Raw genomic sequence first — 19,872 nt, 5'->3', positions numbered from 1 at the left:
CCGCGCACCGCCAACGCCGTGGACGCATGCCGAACGCCGCCAGGGCCGCCTCGCGATGCCTGAACAGGGCCGGCACCAGTAGCGGCATCTCCGGACGGGAGCCGGCCGTGGAGGGCGGCGGGCATGATGGGTGATCACGGTCATTCGGGGAGCGGCGGACGGGGGCGGGGACGTACGCTGCGGAGCATGAAGGGACGTCCACTCCGCTTCACGCCGCGCCGGGACGCCGGGCTGTTCGCCTACGAGCGCGCCCTGGCGCACGGCGGGTTCAGCCCCGTCGCCGGTGTCGACGAGGCGGGGCGCGGGGCCTGCGCGGGACCGCTGGTGGTCGGCGCGGTGATCCTGCAGGGCGGACGTGGCCGGATCGACGGCCTCGCCGACTCCAAACTGCTCACTCCGGGCCGCCGCGAAGAGCTGTACATGGAGATCACCGAGCGTGCGTACGCGTGGAGCGCGACCGTCATCCCGTGCCACGACATCGACCGGATCGGGCTTCACCGCTGCAACATCACCGGGATGCGGAGGGCCCTGGCCGCCCTCGACCACCGGCCCGCCTACGTGCTGAGCGACGGTTTCCCCGTGCCGGGCCTGGACGTCCCCGGTCTCGCGATGATCAAGGGCGACCAGGCCGCGGCCTGCGTGGCCGCCGCGTCCATCGTCGCGAAGGTCACCCGAGACCGGATCATGGTCGGACTCCACGAGCGCTACCCCGAGTACGGCTTCGACGTCCACAAGGGCTATGTGACCCGCGCGCACGGCAAAGCGCTCGCCGAGCACGGTCCATGTCCGGAGCATCGGTTCTCCTACGTCAATGTCGGGCGGGCCTTGCGTAACAATGGGGATGTGGCCTTGGAGGAGGAGACCGAAGGGGAGGTCTCCGGCGAAGGCCGCGCGGAAGGGGCACGAGCGTGAGCGCGGAGGATCTCGAAAAGTACGAGACCGAGATGGAGTTGCAGCTCTATCGCGAGTACCGGGACGTCCTCGGGCTGTTCAGCTACGTCGTCGAGACCGAGCGCCGGTTCTACCTCACGAACTCCGTCGACCTGCAGGTGCGCGGCGCCGACACCGGCGACATCTACTTCGAGGTCACGATGCAGGACGCATGGGTCTGGGACATGTACCGCCCCGCCCGCTTCGTCAAGAACGTGCGTGTCGTCACCTTCAAGGACGTGAACGTCGAAGAACTCGCCAAAAGCGACTTCGAACTCCCCTCGGACACGTAACCCGCCCCCTCCGAACACATGACTCACCCCCGGACGCGTGACCTGCCCTCGGACGCGCCTGCCCCGCCTTTCGGTCGCGTGGGCTCGCTCTCTTGTGGTCGGGGCGCGGGAGGGCGTGCGCGTTTCAGGGATCATCCGTGCTCCGGTGTTCGTGTTCGGCGCGCTGGGCGGCCGGCGGCGGTGGTGGCGGCCGGGCATGGTCGGCCGCCTCTGTCGCCTGGGTCGGTGGTCAGGTCATCTCGGCTCCTCGGGGAGGGCGGGCTGCAAGGGCTCGGCTTCCGGAGCCGGGCCCTTGGGGGATTTCCCGGACTTCGTCAGGCGCCAGCCGGACGAGGTGCGCTCGATGAAGCCGGCCGCCGACAGGAGGCCCAGCTTGGCGTTGACCGTGGTCAGGGCCACGCCCGCTTTGACGGCGAGTTGCGCGGGTCCGGTCGCCCCGCGCGCGGGGAACGCCTCCAGGACCGATCTCGTCACCGGTTCCAGGCGGTCGCGGGGGAGGACGGGGGTGTCCGGCGGCGGTGCGAGGTCGGCGCCGATCCGTCCCACGGCCTCGATGATCTCCTCGGGGCGGGTGACCAGCGTGACGCCCTCCTCGCGCAGGAGCCGGTGGCAGCCGACCGAGGAGCGGGAGGTGATCGGGCCCGGCACGGCCATGACCACGCGGCCGAGCTTGGCCGCCCAGGCGGCGGTGTTCAGGGCGCCGCTGCGCGCCTCCGCCTCGACGACGACCGTGCCCCGGGAGAGGGCGGCGATCACGCGGTTGCGGACGAGGAACCGGAGGCGGTGCGGATGGGTGCCCGGCGGCGACTCGCTGACCAGCAGGGACCGTCGCGCCATCTCCGCGAACAGCCCCTCGTTGGACGCCGGGTAGGGGACGTCGACGCCGTTGGCGAGGACCGCGACGGTGGGGCCGTCGGCGGCCAGCGAGCCGCGGTGGGCGGCGGCGTCGATGCCGAGGGCGCCGCCGGAGATCACCGTCCAGCCGCCGTCGGCGAGGTCGGACGCGAAGTCGGCGGCGGCGCGCAGGCCGTAGGGGGACGCGGCGCGGGACCCGACGATGGCGACCGAACGCAGGCAGCAGTAGCGCAGGTCGCCGGGGCCGCGCAGCCACAGGGCGTAGGGGCGCCCCGCGCCGAGATCGTCGAGGGTCGTCGGCCATTCGGGGTCTCCCGGGCAGATGAGGCGGCCGCGGAACCGGGCGCAGACGGCCAGGTCCTGGTCGGGTTCGGCGGCGATCAGCCGAATCCGCCACTGTCCGAGACGCCGGACCTCCTTGGGCGTGGCCTCCACGGCGCTGGGGAGGCGGCCGGTGCGGATCGTGTCGAGCGCCTCCTCCGGACCGCAGTGGTCGATGATCCGGTTGAGAAAGGCGTCGCCGGGCTCCGCGACGGCGGTGAGGGTGGCGCGGGCGGTTCTCTGGTCGCTCATTGGCGCCCCGCCGACCAGAGGGCGAGCGCGCCGCCGATGTCGTCCGGGCCGGGCTCGTCGTGCCCCGCCAGGTCGGCGATGGTCCAGGCGACGCGGAGGATGCGGTCGAGGCCGCGCGCGCTCAGCGTGCCCCTCTGCAGCGCCTCATCCGCGCTGGTCATCGCTTCGGCGGACGGTGTGAATCGTCTGCGCAGTTCCGGGCCGGGAACCTCGGAGTTGGAACGCCACGGGGTGTCCGCAAGGCGGTGCCGTGTCCGTTCCCTGGCGAGTTCGACGCGTTCGGCCACCACCTTGCTGGACTCGGCGAATTCGAGGTCGTAGCGGAGTTCGGCCCGGCTGGCCGGCGCCAACTCCAGCTTGAGGTCGATGCGGTCAAGGAGCGGGCCGGTCACGCGGCCGGCGTACTTGCGGCGGACGCCCGGCGCGCAGGAGCAGTCGATCTGCTTCGCGGCGGCGCACGGACACGGGTTCGCCGCGAGGACGAGCGTGAACCGCGCCGGGAAGTGCGCTATGCCCTCGATGCGGGAGATCCGCACCTCGCCCTCTTCGAGGGGCTGGCGCAGGGCGTCGAGGGTGCCCGTCATGAACTCCGGTGCCTCGTCCAGGAAGAGGATGCCCCGGTGGGCGAGGGACACGGCGCCCGGCTGGAGCACCCGGCCCGAACCGCCGCCGACCATCGACGCCCGCGAGGCGGTGTGGTGCGGGGCGTAGAACGGCGGCTGGGTGATCAGCGGCTGGCCCGGCCGGAGGGTTCCCGCGACCGAGTGGATCGCGGTCACCTCCAGCGCGACCTCGGGCTCCAGCGCCGGCATCAGCGTCGGCAGCCGCTCCGCGAGCATCGTCTTCCCGCAGCCCGGCGGCCCGGCGAAGAAGAGGTGGTGCCCGCCCGCCGCGCTGATCTCCAGCGCCCGCCGCGCCTCGGCCTGCCCCCGGACGTCGGCCAGGTCCAGGTCGGGCGGGATCTCCTGCTGCCTGATGGCGTATCTGGCCGCGGGGAGGGCGAGGTCGTCGTCCACGTCCTCCTCGATGGGCGGCGGCTCGTCCCGCAGCAGGCACAGCAGGCCGCGGAGCGTGCTCGCGGACACGACCTCCATGTCGGGGACGAGTGCGGCTTCCGCGGCGTTCGCCTGCGGCACGACGACCGTGCGGCAGCCCCGGTTGGCGGCGGCCAGCACGGCGGGCAGGATGCCGTGAATCGGGCGGATGCGGCCGTCCAGGCCGAGTTCGCCGATCAGCACCAGCCCCGCGCAGCTGCGCGGCGAGACGACCTCCGCCGCCGCGAGCAGCGAAATCGCTATGGCCAGATCGAAGGTGGAGCCCTTCTTCGGCATGCTCGCCGGGAACAGCGACACCGTGACGTGCCGGTTGGGCCAGTCTTCGCCGGAGTTGAAGATGGCGGCGCGGACGCGGTCGCGGGCCTCGCTGAGCGCGGTGTCGGGGAGGCCGACCAGGTGCAGGCCCGGGACGCCGCTGGTGATGGCCGCCTCCACGTCCACGACGAAGCCGTCGACCCCGACCAGGGATACCGAGCGTGTCTTCGCGAGCGTCATCAGCACACCTCCCTCAGGTGGTCGACCGAGAAGCCGTCGCCGTCGCCGATCAGGCCGAGGACGTCCACCCGCACGGGCGTGCCGCCGACCCCGTGGGCGGCCGCCCACTGCCAGGCCAATCGCCGTAACCGGGCCGCCTTGTCCGCGGTGATCGCTTCGAGGGGGTCGCCGAACCGCGTGGAGCGGCGGGTCTTCACCTCGCAGACGACGTGCCGGCGCCCGTCGTGGGCGACGATGTCGAGTTCGCCCTCGCGGCATCGCCAGTTGCGGTCGAGGATCGTCCAGCCGAGGCCGACGAGGTAGTCGACGGCGGCGTCCTCGCCCCGCCGGCCGAGACTGATGTGAGCTTTCATGGGTGCCTCACCTCCGGCCTCCGACGTTGCCGGACCATGACGGAGCGTCGTCGGTGAACGACGTTCTGTGGATAACCCGGTCGGAGATCAGCGGCGATTCACGGGGACCCGCCGCTCGGTGCTTGCGCCGGCGGGGCCGGTGGCGCAGCGTGGCGGCTGTGACCAACGCGCTGGAGGACGCCGTAGCGGACTTCGGGCGACATCTCCGCGCCGAACGCGACGTGTCGCCGCACACGCTGCGCGCCTACCTCGGGGACCTGGCCGACCTGTGCGCCTATGCCGCCGTCGCGGGCGTTGCCGAACCCGCGGACCTGGACGTCTCGCTACTGCGGGCCTGGCTGGCACGCCAGCACGCACTTGGCCGTTCCCGCGCCACCCTGGCCCGCCGGACGGCCGCCGCCCGCGCGTTCACCAGGCATCTGCACAGGCGCGGCGTTCTCCAGGACGACCCAGGGCTCCTGCTGGGCACCCCCAAGCGGCAACGCGACCTCCCCGGCGTCCTCACCCAGGACGACGCGGCGCGCCTGCTCGACACCATCGATGCCCATGGCCCTCTCGGGCTCCGCGACTTGGCCGTCCTGGAAGTTCTCTACGGGACGGGCGTCCGCGTCAGCGAACTGTGCGGGCTCGACATCGACGATCTGGACACCGGACGCAGGACGATCCGCGTCCTGGGCAAGGGCGGACGGGAACGCATCGTCCCCGTAGGGGAACCGGCCGTCCGCGCCGTCCAGGACTGGCTGCGCGCAGGACGTCCCTCCTTCGCGAACGAAGACAGCGGCCCGGCCCTGTTCCTGGGCGTTCGCGGGGGACGCCTGCACCCGACGACAGCACGCCGCCTCGTCCACACCCGGATCTCCGAGGTCGGTCAGGTGCCGGACCTGAGCCCGCACGGGCTGCGCCACAGCGCCGCCACCCACCTGCTGGAGGGCGGCGCGGACCTGCGAAGCGTCCAGGAGATCCTCGGGCACGCCTCCCTGCAGACCACCCAGCTCTACACGCACGTCTCAGCCGAACGCCTGAAGCAGGTCCACCGCCAGGCGCACCCCCGCGGCACGCAGTCCGACTGACCTGACCCCGGGGAAACGGCGCGGCGAGGAATCGCCGCCCGGCCCACGCGAGGGGGCCGAGTGGCGACCGCGGTGGTCAGGGAGCGCGGCGCAGGCGGCGTTCCTGGGACAGGTTGATCACACCCGGCGGCGGATGCCGGCGGCGGTGAAGGCGGAAACGGATGCGGGTACGGCGCCAGGCGAAGGCCACCGTCAGCGTCAGGACCATCCCCGTCAGCGCACCGCCCGTCGCCGTCGTGGCGTCGCGCAGGGCCATCCGGGGACGCGGCGGCTCGGGAGCTGCGCTTGCGGACGGGGACGGGGACGGGGACGGGCGCGGCCAGCGAGGCAGCAGGCGTACCCGCCGCTGGACGAGGTCGAGCGGGTCGAGGTAGAGGGCGCCGCGGCGCAGCCCCCAGTGCAGGCAGGGCACCCGGCAGTGGGGCGGGCCGCCCTCCAGGACGCCGATCCGGGTGCCCGGCGCGACCCGCCGCCCAGCGCGCACGCTCGGCCTGACCGGCAGGTACGTCGTCCGGAGCGTCCCGTGGTCGATCGCGACGACACCGCGTCCGGCCAGGTGGGCGGCGTAGGAGATGCGTCCCGGCCCGGCGGCGTAGACGGCCTGCCCGGGACGCCCCGCGAGATCCACCCCGCGGTGGCCGGGCCCCCACGGGCTGGACGGCGGCGAGAAGGCCCGCAGCACCCGCGGAGCGGGCGGGCCTAACGGCCATCGCCAGGCGTCCAGGCCCGGTGCGCCGGTGGCGATCATGCAGGTCAGCAGAACCGTGAGCAGCGTCATGCACGGCAGCCTGCCGGGCCCCCGGCGGCGCGTCGACAGGATCGCCGAACTGTGGATAACCCCGCGGAACCGTTGATGCCCGGACGCGTCGGCGCCCTGATAATCTGTAACCGTGCCCGGAAGGACACCGGCCAGGGCCAGGCCGTCATCGATCCGCCCCGGCGGGGAGACGAGAAGCCGTTCCAGAACGGACAGGTCCAGACCCGGCAACGGGCCAGCCGCCTGGGACAGCCCACGGCGGCTGATTTCACGCGTCCGCATGCCACCGCACATGGTGGGGCGCAGTCCCTTGGTCCGTCGCGAAGGCGACGGTGGGGCCGCACCCGGGCGCAGGCAGACAACCAAATGCGGCCCGGCAGGGCCAGAGAAGGAGAACACGGGCAATGGCACCCGTCGTCACCATGCGGCAGCTCCTCGAGAGCGGCGTCCACTTCGGCCACCAGACCCGCCGGTGGAACCCGAAGATGAAGCGCTTCATCCTCACCGAGCGCAACGGCATCTACATCATCGACCTGCAGCAGTCGCTGTCCTACATCGACCGCGCGTTCGAGTTCGTCAAGGCCACGGTGGCCCACGGCGGCACGATCCTGTTCGTCGGCACCAAGAAGCAGGCGCAGGAGTCCATCGCCGAGCAGGCCGCCCGGGTCGGCATGCCCTACGTCAACCAGCGCTGGCTGGGCGGCATGCTCACCAACTTCTCCACCGTCCACAAGCGGCTCACCCGGCTCAAGGAGCTGGAGGAGATCAACTACGACGACGTGGCCGGCTCCGGCATGACCAAGAAGGAGCTCCTCGGCCTGCGCCGTGAGAAGGACAAGCTGGAGCGCACCCTCGGCGGTATCCGCGACATGGCGAAGGTTCCGAGCGCCATCTGGATCGTGGACACCAAGAAGGAGCACATCGCGGTCAACGAGGCCAAGAAGCTCGGCATCCCGGTCGTGGCGATCCTCGACACCAACTGCGACCCCGACGAGGTCGACTACCCCGTCCCGGGCAACGACGACGCCATCCGCAGCGTCAGCCTGCTGACCCGCGTGGTGGCCGACTCCGTCGCCGACGGCCTCCTCGCCCGCGCGGGCGCCGCGACCGGCGGGGACGAGAAGCCGGCCGAGGGCGCCGCCGCCACCGGCGGCGCCGAGCCGCTGGCCGAGTGGGAGCGCGACCTGCTGGAGAACAAGCCGGCCGAGGAGGCCCCGGCCGAGGCCGAGGCTCCGGCGGAGGCTCCGGCGGCGGACGCCGCCGCTCCCGAGGCGGAGCAGGCCCCCGAGGCGGACGCCGCCGCCCCTGAGGCGGAGCAGGCCCCCGAGGCGGAGCAGGCCGAGGAGGCCCCGAAGCCCGCCGAGGCCGAGCAGGCTTGATCCCGCGGTCCCGGCGGCCCCGCACGGGTGCCGCCGGGACCGTCGCGGATCCCACGATCAACGACGAGAGAAGCGAAGAGAGCGATGGCCAACTTCACCGCCGCTGACGTCAAGCGGCTGCGCGACCTGACCGGCTCCGGCATGATGGCCGTGAAGAACGCCCTGACCGAGGCGGACGGCGACTTCGAGAAGGCGACGGAGCTGCTGCGCCTCAAGGGCGCCAAGGACGTCGGCAAGCGCGCCGAGCGCACCGCCGCCAACGGCCTGGTCGCCGAGCACTTTGCGAACTCCGGCGACGGGGCGCTCCTGGAGCTCAACTGCGAGACCGACTTCGTCGCCAAGAACGCGCAGTTCATCGAGCTGGCCCAGCGCCTCGTCGAGTTCGCCGCCGGCAGCGGTGCCGGCGACGCGGCCGCGCTGCTGACCGCCGAGATCGAGCCGGGCAAGACCGTCCAGGCCCTGATCGAGGAGAACAGCGCCAAGATCGGCGAGAAGCTGGAGCTGCGCCGCTTCGCCCACTTCCAGGGCGCCTACGTGGCCAGCTACCTGCACAAGTCCGACCCGTCCCTGCCGCCGAGCACCGGCGTGCTGGTCGAGCTGGACACCGAGAACACCGAGGTCGCCAAGGACGTCGCGCAGCAGATCGCCGCGATGGCGCCGAAGTACCTCACCCGCGAGGAGATCCCCGCCGAGGCGGTCGAGAAGGAGCGGGCGCTCGCCGAGCAGCTCACCCGCGACGAGGGCAAGCCCGAGCAGGCCATCCCCAAGATCGTCGAGGGCCGGGTGAACGCCTACTTCCGCGACTTCGTGCTCCTGGAGCAGGCGTTCGTGAAGGACAACAAGAAGACCATCGCCAAGATCCTCGACGAGGCCGGCGTGAAGGTCGTCCGCTTCGCCCGGTTCAAGGTCGGGCAGGCGTAGGGGCACTCTGGAGACGGGGTACCCGAGAGATAGTGCAACGCAACGAGGAGGCCGCCGACGTGCCGGACAAGACGACCACTAGCGCGACGGCGGCCTCGTCGTCCGGTGGGCCCACCGCCGGCGGGCACGCGCCCCGGGCCGGATGGAAGCGGGTGCTGCTGAAGCTCTCGGGCGAGGCCTTCGCCGGACGCGATCCGCTCGGCATCGACCCCGAGGTCGTCCAGCACGTCGCCGAGGCCATCGCCGAAGCCGTCCGGGACGGCGTGCAGGTGGCGGTCGTCTGCGGCGGCGGCAACATGTTCCGCGGCGCCGTCATGGCGGAACGCGGCATGGACCGCGGGCGCGCCGACTACATGGGGATGATCGGCACCGTCATCAACTGCCTCGCCCTCCAGGACTTCCTGGAGAAGCTCGGCCTGGACACGCGGGTGCAGACCGCCATCACCATGAGCCAGGTGGCCGAGCCGTACATCCCGAGGCGCGCCATCCGGCACCTGGAGAAGGGCCGCGTGGTCATCTTCGGCGCGGGCCTCGGACAGCCGTTCTTCTCCACCGACACGACCGCCGCCCAGCGCGCGCTGGAGATCGGTGCGGAGGCGGTACTGAAGGCAACCCAAGTGGACGGTGTGTACGACGCCGATCCACGCAAGAATCCAGACGCGGTCAAGTTCGACCGTTTGGATTACGGTGAAGTTCTACAGCGGGGCCTGAAGGTCATGGACGCCACGGCCATCAGTCTCTGCATGGACAACGTGCTCCCCATCGTGGTCTTCGACCTCATGGGGCAGGGCAACATCGTCCGGGCCGTCCGGGGTGAGAAGATCGGCACGCTGGTCAGCCCGGCACAGGGCTGACCGCAGCCCGCGACGGCGCCGAGCGCGCCGTGCAACCGCAGGACCAGGGCCGACCAGATGACATGGGAGTCACAGTGATCGACGAGACCCTCCTCGAAGCAGAGGAGAAGATGGAGAAGGCTGTCGCGGTCGCCAAGGAGGACTTCCAGGCCATCCGCACCGGCCGGGTCACCCCCGCGATGTTCAACAAGATCACCGCGGAGTACTACGGGACGCCGACGCCGATCAACCAGCTCGCGTCGTTCACCCTGCCGGAGCCGCGGATGGTCATCGTCCAGGTCTTCGACAAGTCGTCCATGCAGGCGGTCGAGCGGGCGATCCGCGACAGCGACCTCGGGGTGAACCCGACCAACGACGGCAACGTGATCCGGGTCGTGTTCCCCGAGCTGTCGGAGGAGCGCCGCAAGGACTTCATCAAGGTCGCCGGGACGAAGGCGGAGGAGAGCCGGGTCTCCATCCGCAACATCCGGCGCCGCGCCAAGGACACCCTCGACAAGCTCGCCAAGGACGGCGAGGCCGGCGAGGACGAGGTCCGGCGCGGGGAGAAGGAGCTCGACGACACGACGCACCGTTACGTGGCGCAGATCGACGAGCTGCTCGAGCACAAGAAGGCTGAACTGCTCGAGGTTTGATGAAACTCGACGATGCCGGGGAGCCCTCGGGTTCCCCGGACGAGCCGGAGGTCGACATGGCCGGCCCGCCCCCCGGAGAAGCACTCGACTCGCCCTCCGAGCAGGACGGTCCCCCTGAGGACGCCCCCTTGTCGGACGTGCCGCCCGCCGGCGCCACCGTCGCGACGCCGTTCGGGGCGCCCTCCGAACCGAATCACCGGGCGCCGTCCGAGGCGCCTCCCGAAGCCTCTTCTGCGAACGCCGAAGGCAAACGGGAGAGTAAGACCGGACGCAACCTGCCCCTGGCCATCGGCGTGGGCGTCGGGCTGGGCGCACTGGTGCTGGGGTCGCTCTACACGGTCAAGGAGATCTTCCTTGCCGTGATGATCGTGTTCCTCTTCCTCGGTATGCGCGAGCTGACCGAGGCGTTGAAGAGCCGTGACATCCGCGTCCCGTTCATCCCGGTCGCGACGGGAATGGTCGGCACGCCGGTCGTGGCGTACGTCTGGGGGCCCACGGCGACGGTGGCCGCGGTGTCCCTGACGGTGCTGGCCCTGCTGATGACGCGGATGATGGAGGGCGCGGCGGGGTACGTGCGTGACGTCGCCGCAGGAGCGTTCGTAGCGGGCTACCTGGTCCTGATGGGCGGGATCGTCGCGCTGCTCATGCGCCCGGACGACGGCGACCACCGCATCGTCATCTTCATCGCCACGACCGTCGCCAGTGACATCGGCGGATACTTCGCGGGCTCCTTCCTGGGCAAGCACAAGCTGGCGCCCACGATCAGCCCCAAGAAGACGTGGGAGGGCGTCACCGGGTCGGCGATCACGTGCATGGCCGTCGGCGGGTGGCTGGTCTGGTGGCTGCTGGACGGCGGGCAGGTCTGGCAGGGCGTGATCATCGGGCTCGCGGCCGTGGTCACCGCGACGGCCGGCGACCTCGTCGAGTCGATGGTCAAGCGCGACCTCGGCATCAAGGACATGGGAACGCTCCTTCCGGGCCACGGCGGGGTGATGGACCGCCTCGACTCCCTCGTCGCGACGGCCCCCGTCGTGTGGCTGCTCTTGGAGCTGTTCCTCCCGACCTAGGAGATGACCCAGGATCGGCCCTGCTGCGCGAGGCGGCGTATGAGCGCGTCCGATCCCTCGCTCTTCGCGTAGCGGTGCTCCTCACCCGTGATGGGCACGAGCCACAGCCACCGGACGGCGTCGCCGTTGAGCGTGTGCCCGGCCAGCGCGGGAGCCTCAGGACCTGCCAGACGGCTCGGATCGTCCAGGAGCAGGACGCCTTCCCAGGCCGACTCGCCGCTGCTGAGCGGGAACGTGCGGGCCTCGTGATACCACTTGACGACGTCTCCGGGGGCGAACCATGTCACCGATCGCCATGGGTACTGCGCCAGCCAGGGGAAGATGCTGCCGGCCTTCTGGCTGGGGAGCGTGCTGGCGACGGCGAGTTCGATGCGTCCGTATGGGGCGACGTCGTCTTCGTAGAGTTCGACCGTGGGCATGCGCTGGCGGCTCATCCCGACGGTGCTCAGCACGGTGAAGTCCCGGCCGCCTCTGGCGGGACGTTCCGACACGCCTACGGTCGGGGCCACACCGGCCCTGCCGCTCGCCAGTTGCCGCCCGACGTCGTGCCAGTAGTGGCCACTGGGGCCGAGCCGTTGCAGCAGGTGGCCGAGCACCGATTGCTGGAACTCGGCCCAGGAACCGTCGGCGCGGCACCGCTTCCAGTGCTCGCGCGCTTGGTCGATGCGCGGTCCGAAGTCCTCGATCTCCTCGTCCAGGGGAAACGCGAACGGGCTCTGGAGCGCGGCGTCGCGGGCGTATCCGGGGATGCCGCGTCCCATGTCCGACCAGCCGGGGATCACGAACAGGGGGTCGCCCGCCTCCAGGACGGCGACGCCGTCGCCCTCCTCGAACCACACGACCTCAAGGGATTCGGCGTCCAGCGCCTTGCGTCCCGACGGATGGCGCACATGGGAGTCGGGCAGGAGGGGCGCGCGGCCGGCGTCCAGCCGGCCCTGGTCGAGTTCCTGGGGAGCCTTCCTGTGGTTGGCGACCCATGTCGCCCCGACCACCGAGTCCCGCGCGTCCTTCAGGTAGGCCACGGTGACGTCGCCGTCGGTCTCGACGACGAGCCGCCGACTGCCGTACGGGCTCGCCGCGGCGTGGACGACCTTGGCCGCGGATCCCCGGGACGAGACCCCGCCCCTACGCAAAACCGACATGATCGAGACCTTAGTCGCACACAAGGTCATGTGCAGGAATGTCGTCCTACGCGGGTGGGCAGCCGTCCGCAGACGGACAATGCACGGTCCGTCGTTTGCGACACTGGAAGGACCATGTCTACGACCCAGCCCGCCACCACCGGCGCCGCGCCCGAGAAGACCCCGGCGAAGCTCGTCTTCGCCGCCCCGAGGCGCGGCAAGCCGCCGAGGCACCTCGCCGACCTCACCACGGCGGAGCGCCGCGAGGCGGTCGCCGAGCTGGGTGAGAAGCCGTTCCGCGCCGACCAGCTCTCACGCCACTATTTCGCCCGGTTGGTGGACGATCCCGGCAAGATGACGGATCTGCCGGCGGCCGTCCGCGAACGCCTGGTCTCCGAACTGCTGCCATCGCTGCTGACCCCCGTCCGCGAACTGGACTGCGACGGCGGGACCACGCTCAAGACGGTCTGGAAGGCGTTCGACGGCGTCCTGTTCGAATCGGTCCTGATGCGCTACCCCGACCGGGCCACGATGTGCGTCTCGTCCCAGGCGGGGTGCGGCATGAACTGTCCCTTCTGCGCGACCGGTCAGGCCGGGCTCACACGCAACCTCTCGACCGCCGAGATAGTCGAGCAGGTGACCGCCGGCGCGCGCGCACTCGCCCGCGGGCGCATCCCAGGCGGCCCTGGCCGGGTCTCCAACATCGTCTTCATGGGCATGGGCGAACCCCTGGCCAACTACAAGGCGGTGATAGGCGCGGTACGGCGCATCACCGATCCGGCACCCGCCGGGCTGGGCATCTCCCAGCGCTCGGTGACCGTCTCCACGGTCGGGCTCGTCCCGGCCATCGAGAAGCTCGCCGCGGAGGACATGTCCGTCCGCCTGGCGGTGTCCCTGCACGCGCCGGACGACGAGCTGCGGGACGACCTCGTCCCCATCAACAACCGGTGGAAGGTGTCCGAGGTGCTGGACGCGGCGTGGGCCTACGCCGACCGCAGCGGCCGCCGCGTCTCCATCGAGTACGCCCTCATCAAGGACGTCAACGACCAGGCGTGGCGGGCCGATCTTCTCGGCAGGCTCTTGCGCGGGAATCTCGTACACGTCAATCTGATCCCGTTGAACCCAACGCCGGGCTCCAAATGGACCGCCTCCCGGCCGGAGGACGAGCGCGAGTTCGTCCGGCGCCTGGAGGCCCACGGGGTCCCGGTCACGGTGCGCGACACTCGGGGCAGGGAGATCGACGGGGCCTGCGGCCAGCTCGCCGCGTCGACCGAGGACTGAGCGCACCGCGGGCGTTCCCCCGGCGTCCCGCGGGCGCGCGGAGGAGCACGGTACCGGTGAAGACGGGTGCGCGGTTGCCGGTGGTCATGCGCGGCTATGACCGGTCGCAGGTCGACACCCTTCTCAAACGGATCTCGCACGCGCTGAACGGCGGGCCGCCGATCTCCGCCGACGAGGTGCGCGGCGTCCGCTTCGACGTCGTCCTGCGCGGCTACGACAACCGCGCGGTGGACGAATTGCTGCGCGAGTGCATCAGGGAACTCCAGGCCAGGGCGCCGATCGCGGAACGTCCCGGGCGGCCGCGCGCGCAACCGGCCTGGCTGATCAGCTGGATCCAGAACGCCCGGTTCTCCGGCGCCGGCCTGCGCACCGGCTACGACGTCCGGGACGTGGACGCGTTCCTCGACCGCGTGGTCGCGGGCCTGCGCGGCACCGCCCCGCCCGTGACCGCCCGGGACGTGCGCGAGAGCGCCTTCCGCGTCGTCCGGCTGGGGCCCGGGTACGAGGAGCAGGAGGTCGACCGCTTCCTGGTGCAACTCGCCAGCGCCCTGGAACGCTGAGTTATCCACAATTTCGCCGGACGCTGCGCGGCGCCGCTCGGCTGAGTGACGCTACGTGCATGGACTACTTCATCGCGCACTTCCGCCGGCTCCGCCTCCTGCTGGACGCCTTCCTCGCCCCGGAGGCCACGGCCGTCCTGCTGCCCCTCGCCAGGCCGGCGCTGCGCCTCGGTGCCGGGGACGGCGTACCCGTGCACCTCGGCGGCACGGCGCTGCTCCCACCGGACGAACCGTGGCCCGAATGGAACGGCCGCCCCCTCGACTTCCTCGGCGCGGTCGACTTCTCGGACTTCGCGTCCTTCGGCGAGATACCTGGCCTGCCCGCCACTGGCACGATGACGTTCTACTACGCCTCCGGGATCCCGCGGCCCTGGGGCGACGAGACCGCACAACGGGACGGCTGGCGCGTCTACACCGGCCCCCTGCGGACGGCGAAGCCCCCGCCCAAGGCGGCCTCGTACCCGAAGACCGAACTGGGCGCGTCCCCGTTCCTCTCCATGCCCTCACCTCAGGAGCCCGCCGTCCAGCGGCTGGAGACGATCTACAGCGGGATCCTGCCCGTCTACGCGCAACTCCACGCGGCCTGGGCCCGGCACACCTGGCCGGACAACGCACCGGCGCACCAGCTGGGCGGATGGCCGACCCTCGTCCAACGCCCGATCGGGCCCGACTGCCTCTACGCCTCCACGGGCCGCACCCTCGACTCCCCGGCCTCCCCGCCCCTCACCTCCGACGAGCGACGCAAGGCGGAAGACTGGCGCCTCCTCCTGCAACTCGACTCCGACCCCCGCCTCGGCTGGTACTGGGGCGACCCGGGCCGCGTCTACTTCGCCAACCGCCACGACACCCCGCTGGAGGAAACCTGGCTGACCCTCCAAGCCGCCTAGAACACACGCCCAGCAGCCTCAGGGGTGGTGGCGGGGGGTTGTGGTGTAGAGGGTGGCGGCGGCTGCGGACCAGAGGAGTAGGTGGAGGGCGATCGCCGGGAATGCGGAGGTGAAGGCGTCGGGGCCGCCGTGGGCGGCGCGTAGCCATTCGATCATCGGGACGGAGAGCCAGGAGAGGGGGCCCATGCCGAGCAGGAGAAGGGCGGCGGCGCCGCCGAGGAGCGCGAGTAGGGAGATGCCGGGGTCGGGGATGAGCGCTCGGCTCGTCCAGGCGCCGAGCAGTGTTCCCGGGACGGCGACCAGAAGGTTCAGGGCGCAGCCGGCCGAGATGGCCAAGCCGGGGGAGCCCGCCTGGACGGCCTGCACGAGGGGGAGGGCCAACGCCAGGAGCCCGAGGAGGACGTTTGTCGCGTAGGCCGCGAGAAGTCCCGCCCAGATCGGGGTGGAGGGGCGGCGGACGGCGGTGGCCGTCAATGCGCGCTGCTCGTCCGGTTGCGTATCGAGCAGGGCGCGCGCCGCCCAGGCCCACACGGGGAACATGATGGCCGCCACGTCCGCGAAAGTCCTGACGGCGAGATCGGAGGCGTCCGGGCCGGACGGTCCCTGAACGAGGATCAGCACGACGAACAGCGCCACGACGATGAACGGCTGGAGGATGCGCAGCGAGCGCGCATACCCCGCGATCTGGAACCGGACGAGCGCGATCATCGTCCGGGCCTCCGCACCCGGTAGCCGTCCGCGCGCAGGCTGGTCTCCAGGGCGTCGGCCTCGTCGCCGGGCACCTCGACCTCGAGGACGGTCCAGTCCGTGGTCCCGCTGGGCGTGAGGGGGGTCACGGCGGCATCGGCCACCCGTAGCCGGTCGATGCCCGGCAGGGCTTCGATGCACCGTTGATGGTCGCTGATGACGACGGTGGTGCCGCCCGCCGCGAGATCGGAGATCAGGCCGGGGAGCGCGTCACGGGTCGCGGCGTCCAGGCCCGCGAAGGGCTCGTCCAGGATCAGGAGTTCCGGGTCGTCCATCAGGGCCTGCGTGAGCCCGACCTTCTGCGCGCTGCCCTTCGAGAGTTCGGGCAGCCGCACGTCGAGGAGGTGATCGAAGCGGAGCCGCTCCGCCCAGGCGCCGACCGCGTCCCCTGGCGTACGGCGGAGGGCGGCCATGTGCCCCAGATACGCCCGGACGCTGAACGGCTGGTCCACGGGGAAACGCTCGGGCGCATACCCGACCCGCGCTGGACGGTCCGTGACGACGCCCAGGCGCGGCCTGCGCAGGCCCGCGATCACGCGGAGCAGCGTGGACTTACCGGCCCCGTTGTGCCCCGTCACCTCGGTCACGCTTCCGGCCGCCAGGGACAGCGACACATCCCTGAACACCCAGGGATCTCTGCGCCGATATCGGAAGGCGACATTCTCCAGCCGCATGGGACCCACACGCTAGGGACACCCCTGTAAGGACGGTGTTAGGCCACGTCCTGCGTGGGGCGCTCGGTCGGCTTCCGCAGTTGGGAGGATGGGGGGATGAGCGCCGTGGGTGATAAGGCTTGTCTGTTCTGCGAGATCATCAACGGGGAGCGCGAAGCGCATGTCGTGCTGGACGCGCCGGACGTGATGGCGTTTCTGGATGCGCGGCCCTTGTTCAAGGGGCATACGCTGCTGGTTCCGCGGCAGCACGTCGAGATGCTCACGGATCTGCCCGGTGAGCGGCTGGGGCCGTTCTTCGGGCATGCGCAGCGGCTCGCCGGTGCGATGGAGTCGGCTCTCGGCGCGGCGGGATCGTTCGTGGCCATGAACAACCGGGTGAGCCAGAGCGTCCCGCACCTGCATGTGCACGTCGTTCCGCGCAACCGCAAGGACGGGCTCCGCGGGTTCTTCTGGCCGCGGCAGAAGTACGACTCCGACGCCGAGGCCGCCGGCTATGCCGCGCGTCTAGCGGAAGCCATCACCGGCTAGCGCCCTCGTAGGCGGAAGTCCTCACGGCCGAGGTCCGGTTAGGGAAGCTCCGCACGGCTCGGGGTGAAGGCGTGGCCTGGGAGCGCGTGGCCGGTGTAGAGGGCGGCGTACTCGTGGCGGGGTGGGGCCGGGAGGTGGAAGTGGGCGTAGCCGGCGAGCACGAGGGCCGGGACGTGCAGGCCCGACTCCTCGTGCAGTTCACGTATGGCCGCCCGCAGTGGTGTCTCGCCCGGCTCGATCATGCCGCCGGGCAGTTCCCACTGCGAGCGGCGGCGGTCGAAGACCAGCAGCACCCGCGGGCCGTGCCAGAGGACGGTGAGGGCAACGGAGGTCGGCGCGTCGGTCGGCGGGGTGCAGGGCGCCGGGACGAAGGCGAGGAGGGTGTTGCCATGGCCGTCGCGCGCCAGCGGCCGGTCCATTCAGGTCAGGGCCGTTAGGAGCGCGACGAACGGGCCGGACGGGTCCGGGTCGGCGGGGGCGGCGGGGGTCTGCTGGGCGGCGGCGTGTTCGTAGAGGTCTCGTTCGGCGCGGTCCAGGACGGTGGAGAGGACGAAGTCGTCGACCGTCCAGCCGACCAGCTCGGCGGCCTTGCGGATCACGAGGAACTGGTCGGCGGAGATGCGGAAGGCGATCTGCTCGGTAGCGGGAAGGTCCTGGCGAACCGACTCGGGCATGGCCGGTCTCCCTCCTTACGGCATCTAAAAGTACGCCGCGAGGTGTTGCCAGGACATCCCCATTGAGAACGAGAATCGTCGGGTGTGCGGTGGAGTCAGCGCGTTCCCCAGGAGTAAGTCTGTTTGCGCAACTTGAGGTAGACGAAGCTTTCCGTGGACACCACGCCCGGGACGGCGCGGATGCGGCCGAGGAGTTCGAGGAGCCGTTCGTCGTCCTCGCAGACGAGCTCCAGCAGGATGTCGAACGAGCCGGCGGTGATGACCACGTAGTCGATCTCGGGGAGGTCGGCGAGCTCGTCGGCGATCTTCTCCAGGTCGCCCTCGCACTTGACGCCGATCATCATCTGCCGGGAGAAGCCGAGCATGAGCGGGTCGGTGACGCCGACGATCTGCATGACGCCGGCGTCGAGGAGCTTCTGGACGCGCTGGCGGACGGCGGCCTCGGACAGTCCGACGGCCTTGCCGATGGCGGCGTAGGAGCGGCGGCCGTCCTGCTGGAGCTGCTCGATGATGTGCTTCGCGGTCTCGTCGAGCTGGACGCGGGTTGCGCGTTCCATCAATGTCTCCTAGCTGCGGCATCGGGGGTGTGAGGCGTCTGGGCCAAGTGAATCAGTCGTGAAACTGGATCGTAACAACGGAATCACTTGTGTTGGGCTGAAACCTCTGTAAGGGTCGGGCCAACAGGACACAACGGGCGACGGTGCCCAGGAGGGACCTGAGGATGAGCGGCGAGCGGCTGCGCAACTTTATCGGCGGCGAGTACGTGGACGCCAAGGACGGGCGGACGCTGGAGGTGGTCGACCCCAGCACCGGCGAGACGTACGCGGAGGCGCCCGTGTCCGGCGCCGAGGACGTCGACGCCGCGTTCCGCGCGGCGGCCGGCGCCTTCCCCGCCTGGCGCGACGCCACGCCGGCGGAGCGGAGTCTCGCGATGCTGCGGTTCGCGGACGCGGTCGAGGCGCGGGCCGAGGAGCTCGTGAAGGCCGAGGTCCGCGACACCGGCAAGCCCGTCCAGCTCACCCTGGACGAGGAGATGCCGCCCATGGTGGACAACCTCCGCTTCTTCGCCGGTGCCTCCCGGGTGCTGGAGGGCAAGGCCACCGGCGAGTACATGGCGGACCACACGTCCTCGATCCGGCGGGAGCCGATCGGGGTGTGCGCGCAGGTCACGCCCTGGAACTACCCGATGATGATGGCGGTCTGGAAGTTCGGGCCGGCGCTGTCGGCGGGCAACACCGTCGTGCTCAAGCCGTCCGAGACGACCCCGGCGAGCACGCTGATGCTGGCCGAGATCGCCGCCGAGTTCCTGCCCCCGGGCGTCTTCAACGTGATCTGCGGCGACCGCGACACGGGCCGCGCGCTGGTGGAGCACCCCACGCCGCAGATGGTGTCGATCACCGGCAGCGTCCGGGCCGGCATGGAGGTCGCCGCCGCGGCGGCCAGCGATCTCAAGCGCGTCCACCTGGAGCTCGGCGGCAAGGCGCCCGTCGTGGTCTTCGACGACGCGGACGTCGAGGCCGCGGCGACCGGCATCGCCGAGGCCGGGTACTTCAACGCGGGCCAGGACTGCACCGCCGCCACGCGCGTGCTCGTCGCCGAACGGCTGCGGGGCGAGTTCACCGAGGCGCTCGTCGAGGCCGCGAAGGGCACCGCGGTCGGCCCGCCGAGCGACGCCGACGCCTACTACGGCCCGGTGAACAGCGAGGCCCAGCTCGCCCGCGTCCAAGGGTTCGTCGAGCGGGCGCCCGGCCACGCGAGGGTCCTCGCCGGCGGCGAACGCGTGGGCGACCGCGGCTACTTCTTCGCGCCCACCGTCGTCGCCGGCCTGAAGCAGGACGACGAGATGGTGCAGAACGAGGTGTTCGGCCCGGTCATCACCGTCCAGGGCTTCTCGGACGAGCAGCAGGCCGTCCAGTGGGCGAACGGCGTCAAGTACGGCCTCGCCGCGAGCGTGTGGACGCAGAACCACGGCCGCGCCATGCGCATGACCAAGGCCCTGGACTTCGGCGCCGTGTGGGTCAACACCCACATACCGTTCGTGTCGGAGATGCCGCACGGCGGCTTCAAGCATTCCGGCTACGGCAAGGACATGTCGATGTACGGAATCGAGGACTACACCCGCGTCAAGCACGTCATGCACTACATCGGCGGCTGACCACCGTCGAA

Annotated in this window: 23 protein-coding genes; 13 read left to right on the top strand and 10 right to left on the bottom strand. The window is 71.1% G+C overall.

Going from position 1 to position 19,872, the window contains the following annotated elements; translation table 11 throughout:
- Window positions 1-186: 186 nt before the first annotated feature.
- Both SM611_RS11130 and SM611_RS11125 read left to right on the top strand, forming a co-directional pair.
- On the top strand, window positions 187-912 hold the full coding sequence (locus SM611_RS11130; protein WP_371949281.1) for a ribonuclease HII: 726 nt from the start codon (window positions 187-189) through the stop codon (window positions 910-912).
- Window positions 909-1,223, top strand: a complete 315-nt coding sequence (locus SM611_RS11125) for a DUF2469 domain-containing protein (RefSeq protein WP_371949279.1) — start codon at window positions 909-911, stop codon at window positions 1,221-1,223. Before SM611_RS11130 ends, SM611_RS11125 begins: the two co-directional genes overlap by 4 nt.
- A 234-nt stretch (window positions 1,224-1,457) precedes the next feature.
- On the opposite strand, the gene dprA is transcribed toward SM611_RS11125, so the two are convergent.
- Genes dprA through SM611_RS11110 form a run of 3 tightly spaced genes read right to left on the bottom strand, consistent with a single transcriptional unit; the run spans window position 1,458 to window position 4,554 of the window.
- Window positions 1,458-2,651, bottom strand: coding sequence for a DNA-processing protein DprA (dprA, locus tag SM611_RS11120; protein WP_371949278.1), 1,194 nt, complete (start codon window positions 2,649-2,651; stop codon window positions 1,458-1,460).
- A complete protein-coding gene (locus SM611_RS11115) occupies window positions 2,648-4,201 on the bottom strand; it encodes a YifB family Mg chelatase-like AAA ATPase (protein ID WP_371949277.1) in 1,554 nt (517 codons plus the stop codon). The genes dprA and SM611_RS11115 overlap by 4 nt, the downstream gene beginning before the upstream one ends.
- Window positions 4,201-4,554, bottom strand: coding sequence for a YraN family protein (locus tag SM611_RS11110; RefSeq protein ID WP_371949275.1), 354 nt, complete (start codon window positions 4,552-4,554; stop codon window positions 4,201-4,203). The genes SM611_RS11115 and SM611_RS11110 overlap by 1 nt, the downstream gene beginning before the upstream one ends.
- A 158-nt stretch (window positions 4,555-4,712) precedes the next feature.
- On the opposite strand from SM611_RS11110, the gene SM611_RS11105 reads away from it, so the two are divergent.
- Entirely contained in the window at window positions 4,713-5,624 is a 912-nt protein-coding gene (locus tag SM611_RS11105; RefSeq protein WP_371949273.1) for a tyrosine recombinase XerC, read from the top strand.
- Between the two features lie 76 nt (window positions 5,625-5,700).
- Here SM611_RS11105 and SM611_RS11100 read toward each other — a convergent pair whose 3' ends face one another.
- Window positions 5,701-6,402 carry a murein hydrolase activator EnvC family protein gene (locus tag SM611_RS11100; RefSeq protein ID WP_371949272.1) on the bottom strand — a complete coding sequence of 234 codons (702 nt, stop codon included), beginning with the start codon at window positions 6,400-6,402 and terminating at the stop codon, window positions 5,701-5,703.
- Between the two features lie 383 nt (window positions 6,403-6,785).
- Between SM611_RS11100 and rpsB the strand changes: the two genes are divergently transcribed.
- The 5 genes from rpsB (at window position 6,786) to SM611_RS11075 (ending at window position 11,234) form a co-directional block, all read left to right on the top strand.
- The gene (gene rpsB, locus SM611_RS11095; protein ID WP_371949270.1) at window positions 6,786-7,760 is read left to right on the top strand and encodes a 30S ribosomal protein S2; all 975 of its coding nucleotides are present in this window, start codon (window positions 6,786-6,788) and stop codon (window positions 7,758-7,760) included.
- A gap of 84 nt (window positions 7,761-7,844) precedes the next feature.
- On the top strand, window positions 7,845-8,681 hold the full coding sequence (gene tsf / locus SM611_RS11090) for a translation elongation factor Ts (protein ID WP_371949269.1): 837 nt from the start codon (window positions 7,845-7,847) through the stop codon (window positions 8,679-8,681).
- 152 nt (window positions 8,682-8,833) lie between these two features.
- On the top strand, window positions 8,834-9,535 hold the full coding sequence (gene pyrH / locus SM611_RS11085) for a UMP kinase (protein WP_371943654.1): 702 nt from the start codon (window positions 8,834-8,836) through the stop codon (window positions 9,533-9,535).
- Between the two features lie 74 nt (window positions 9,536-9,609).
- Window positions 9,610-10,167: a ribosome recycling factor gene (gene frr, locus SM611_RS11080; protein ID WP_371949267.1), complete on the top strand. Its 558-nt coding sequence runs from the start codon at window positions 9,610-9,612 to the stop codon at window positions 10,165-10,167.
- Window positions 10,167-11,234, top strand: coding sequence for a phosphatidate cytidylyltransferase (locus tag SM611_RS11075; protein WP_371949265.1), 1,068 nt, complete (start codon window positions 10,167-10,169; stop codon window positions 11,232-11,234). The genes frr and SM611_RS11075 overlap by 1 nt, the downstream gene beginning before the upstream one ends.
- On the opposite strand, the gene SM611_RS11070 is transcribed toward SM611_RS11075, so the two are convergent.
- A complete protein-coding gene (locus tag SM611_RS11070) occupies window positions 11,231-12,376 on the bottom strand; it encodes a suppressor of fused domain protein (RefSeq protein ID WP_371949263.1) in 1,146 nt (381 codons plus the stop codon). The genes SM611_RS11075 and SM611_RS11070 overlap by 4 nt on opposite strands.
- A 114-nt stretch (window positions 12,377-12,490) precedes the next feature.
- Here SM611_RS11070 and rlmN point away from each other — a divergent pair, with 114 nt between their 5' ends.
- The 3 genes from rlmN to SM611_RS11055 are packed head-to-tail and all read left to right on the top strand — an operon-like array spanning window position 12,491 to window position 15,083.
- Window positions 12,491-13,636, top strand: coding sequence for a dual-specificity RNA methyltransferase RlmN (gene rlmN / locus SM611_RS11065; protein ID WP_371949261.1), 1,146 nt, complete (start codon window positions 12,491-12,493; stop codon window positions 13,634-13,636).
- A 56-nt stretch (window positions 13,637-13,692) separates the two neighbouring features.
- Complete coding sequence (locus tag SM611_RS11060; RefSeq protein ID WP_371949260.1) at window positions 13,693-14,196, top strand: DivIVA domain-containing protein; 504 nt, start codon at window positions 13,693-13,695, stop codon at window positions 14,194-14,196.
- 59 nt (window positions 14,197-14,255) lie between these two features.
- Window positions 14,256-15,083, top strand: a complete 828-nt coding sequence (locus tag SM611_RS11055; protein ID WP_371949259.1) for a DUF1963 domain-containing protein — start codon at window positions 14,256-14,258, stop codon at window positions 15,081-15,083.
- Window positions 15,084-15,101: 18 nt separating this feature from the next.
- Here SM611_RS11055 and SM611_RS11050 read toward each other — a convergent pair whose 3' ends face one another.
- Window positions 15,102-15,791 carry a hypothetical protein gene (locus SM611_RS11050; RefSeq protein WP_371949258.1) on the bottom strand — a complete coding sequence of 230 codons (690 nt, stop codon included), beginning with the start codon at window positions 15,789-15,791 and terminating at the stop codon, window positions 15,102-15,104.
- A complete protein-coding gene (locus SM611_RS11045) occupies window positions 15,788-16,456 on the bottom strand; it encodes an ATP-binding cassette domain-containing protein (RefSeq protein ID WP_371949257.1) in 669 nt (222 codons plus the stop codon). Before SM611_RS11045 ends, SM611_RS11050 begins: the two co-directional genes overlap by 4 nt.
- A gap of 144 nt (window positions 16,457-16,600) precedes the next feature.
- Between SM611_RS11045 and SM611_RS11040 the strand changes: the two genes are divergently transcribed.
- Window positions 16,601-17,032, top strand: a complete 432-nt coding sequence (locus SM611_RS11040; RefSeq protein ID WP_371949256.1) for an HIT family protein — start codon at window positions 16,601-16,603, stop codon at window positions 17,030-17,032.
- 38 nt (window positions 17,033-17,070) lie between these two features.
- On the opposite strand, the gene SM611_RS11035 is transcribed toward SM611_RS11040, so the two are convergent.
- The 3 genes from SM611_RS11035 to SM611_RS11025 all read right to left on the bottom strand — a co-directional run bounded on the left by SM611_RS11035 (window position 17,071) and on the right by SM611_RS11025 (window position 18,263).
- Window positions 17,071-17,451: an NUDIX hydrolase gene (locus SM611_RS11035; RefSeq protein WP_371949254.1), complete on the bottom strand. Its 381-nt coding sequence runs from the start codon at window positions 17,449-17,451 to the stop codon at window positions 17,071-17,073.
- A complete protein-coding gene (locus SM611_RS11030; RefSeq protein WP_371949252.1) occupies window positions 17,452-17,706 on the bottom strand; it encodes a type II toxin -antitoxin system TacA 1-like antitoxin in 255 nt (84 codons plus the stop codon).
- Window positions 17,707-17,801: 95 nt separating this feature from the next.
- The gene (locus tag SM611_RS11025) at window positions 17,802-18,263 is read right to left on the bottom strand and encodes an Lrp/AsnC family transcriptional regulator (protein WP_371949251.1); all 462 of its coding nucleotides are present in this window, start codon (window positions 18,261-18,263) and stop codon (window positions 17,802-17,804) included.
- Window positions 18,264-18,427: 164 nt separating this feature from the next.
- On the opposite strand from SM611_RS11025, the gene SM611_RS11020 reads away from it, so the two are divergent.
- Window positions 18,428-19,861 (top strand): gamma-aminobutyraldehyde dehydrogenase, encoded by a 1,434-nt coding sequence (locus SM611_RS11020; protein ID WP_371949250.1) that lies wholly within the window; start codon window positions 18,428-18,430, stop codon window positions 19,859-19,861.
- Window positions 19,862-19,872 lie beyond the last annotated feature (11 nt).

The organism is Actinomadura monticuli, from assembly GCF_041463655.1.
In the GTDB taxonomy this organism is placed as follows: Bacteria; Actinomycetota; Actinomycetes; order Streptosporangiales; family Streptosporangiaceae; genus Spirillospora; species Spirillospora monticuli.
Note: the sequence above shows the minus strand (reverse complement) of the source record. Positions and strands in the feature narration are given on the sequence as shown.

What these genes read in the sequence shown, in the direction of transcription:
- SM611_RS11130 (WP_371949281.1), top strand. Translation starts at nt 187, where the DNA reads ATGAAGGGACGTCCACTCCGCTTCACGCCGCGCCGGGACGCCGGGCTG.
- dprA (WP_371949278.1), bottom strand. Translation starts at nt 2,651, where the DNA reads ATGAGCGACCAGAGAACCGCCCGCGCCACCCTCACCGCCGTCGCGGAG.
- SM611_RS11115 (WP_371949277.1), bottom strand. Translation starts at nt 4,201, where the DNA reads ATGACGCTCGCGAAGACACGCTCGGTATCCCTGGTCGGGGTCGACGGC.
- SM611_RS11110 (WP_371949275.1), bottom strand. Translation starts at nt 4,554, where the DNA reads ATGAAAGCTCACATCAGTCTCGGCCGGCGGGGCGAGGACGCCGCCGTC.
- SM611_RS11100 (WP_371949272.1), bottom strand. Translation starts at nt 6,402, where the DNA reads ATGACGCTGCTCACGGTTCTGCTGACCTGCATGATCGCCACCGGCGCA.
- rpsB (WP_371949270.1), top strand. Translation starts at nt 6,786, where the DNA reads ATGGCACCCGTCGTCACCATGCGGCAGCTCCTCGAGAGCGGCGTCCAC.
- tsf (WP_371949269.1), top strand. Translation starts at nt 7,845, where the DNA reads ATGGCCAACTTCACCGCCGCTGACGTCAAGCGGCTGCGCGACCTGACC.
- SM611_RS11075 (WP_371949265.1), top strand. Translation starts at nt 10,167, where the DNA reads ATGAAACTCGACGATGCCGGGGAGCCCTCGGGTTCCCCGGACGAGCCG.
- SM611_RS11070 (WP_371949263.1), bottom strand. Translation starts at nt 12,376, where the DNA reads ATGTCGGTTTTGCGTAGGGGCGGGGTCTCGTCCCGGGGATCCGCGGCC.
- rlmN (WP_371949261.1), top strand. Translation starts at nt 12,491, where the DNA reads ATGTCTACGACCCAGCCCGCCACCACCGGCGCCGCGCCCGAGAAGACC.
- SM611_RS11055 (WP_371949259.1), top strand. Translation starts at nt 14,256, where the DNA reads ATGGACTACTTCATCGCGCACTTCCGCCGGCTCCGCCTCCTGCTGGAC.
- SM611_RS11050 (WP_371949258.1), bottom strand. Translation starts at nt 15,791, where the DNA reads ATGATCGCGCTCGTCCGGTTCCAGATCGCGGGGTATGCGCGCTCGCTG.
- SM611_RS11040 (WP_371949256.1), top strand. Translation starts at nt 16,601, where the DNA reads ATGAGCGCCGTGGGTGATAAGGCTTGTCTGTTCTGCGAGATCATCAAC.
- SM611_RS11035 (WP_371949254.1), bottom strand. Translation starts at nt 17,451, where the DNA reads ATGGACCGGCCGCTGGCGCGCGACGGCCATGGCAACACCCTCCTCGCC.
- SM611_RS11030 (WP_371949252.1), bottom strand. Translation starts at nt 17,706, where the DNA reads ATGCCCGAGTCGGTTCGCCAGGACCTTCCCGCTACCGAGCAGATCGCC.
- SM611_RS11025 (WP_371949251.1), bottom strand. Translation starts at nt 18,263, where the DNA reads ATGGAACGCGCAACCCGCGTCCAGCTCGACGAGACCGCGAAGCACATC.
- SM611_RS11020 (WP_371949250.1), top strand. Translation starts at nt 18,428, where the DNA reads ATGAGCGGCGAGCGGCTGCGCAACTTTATCGGCGGCGAGTACGTGGAC.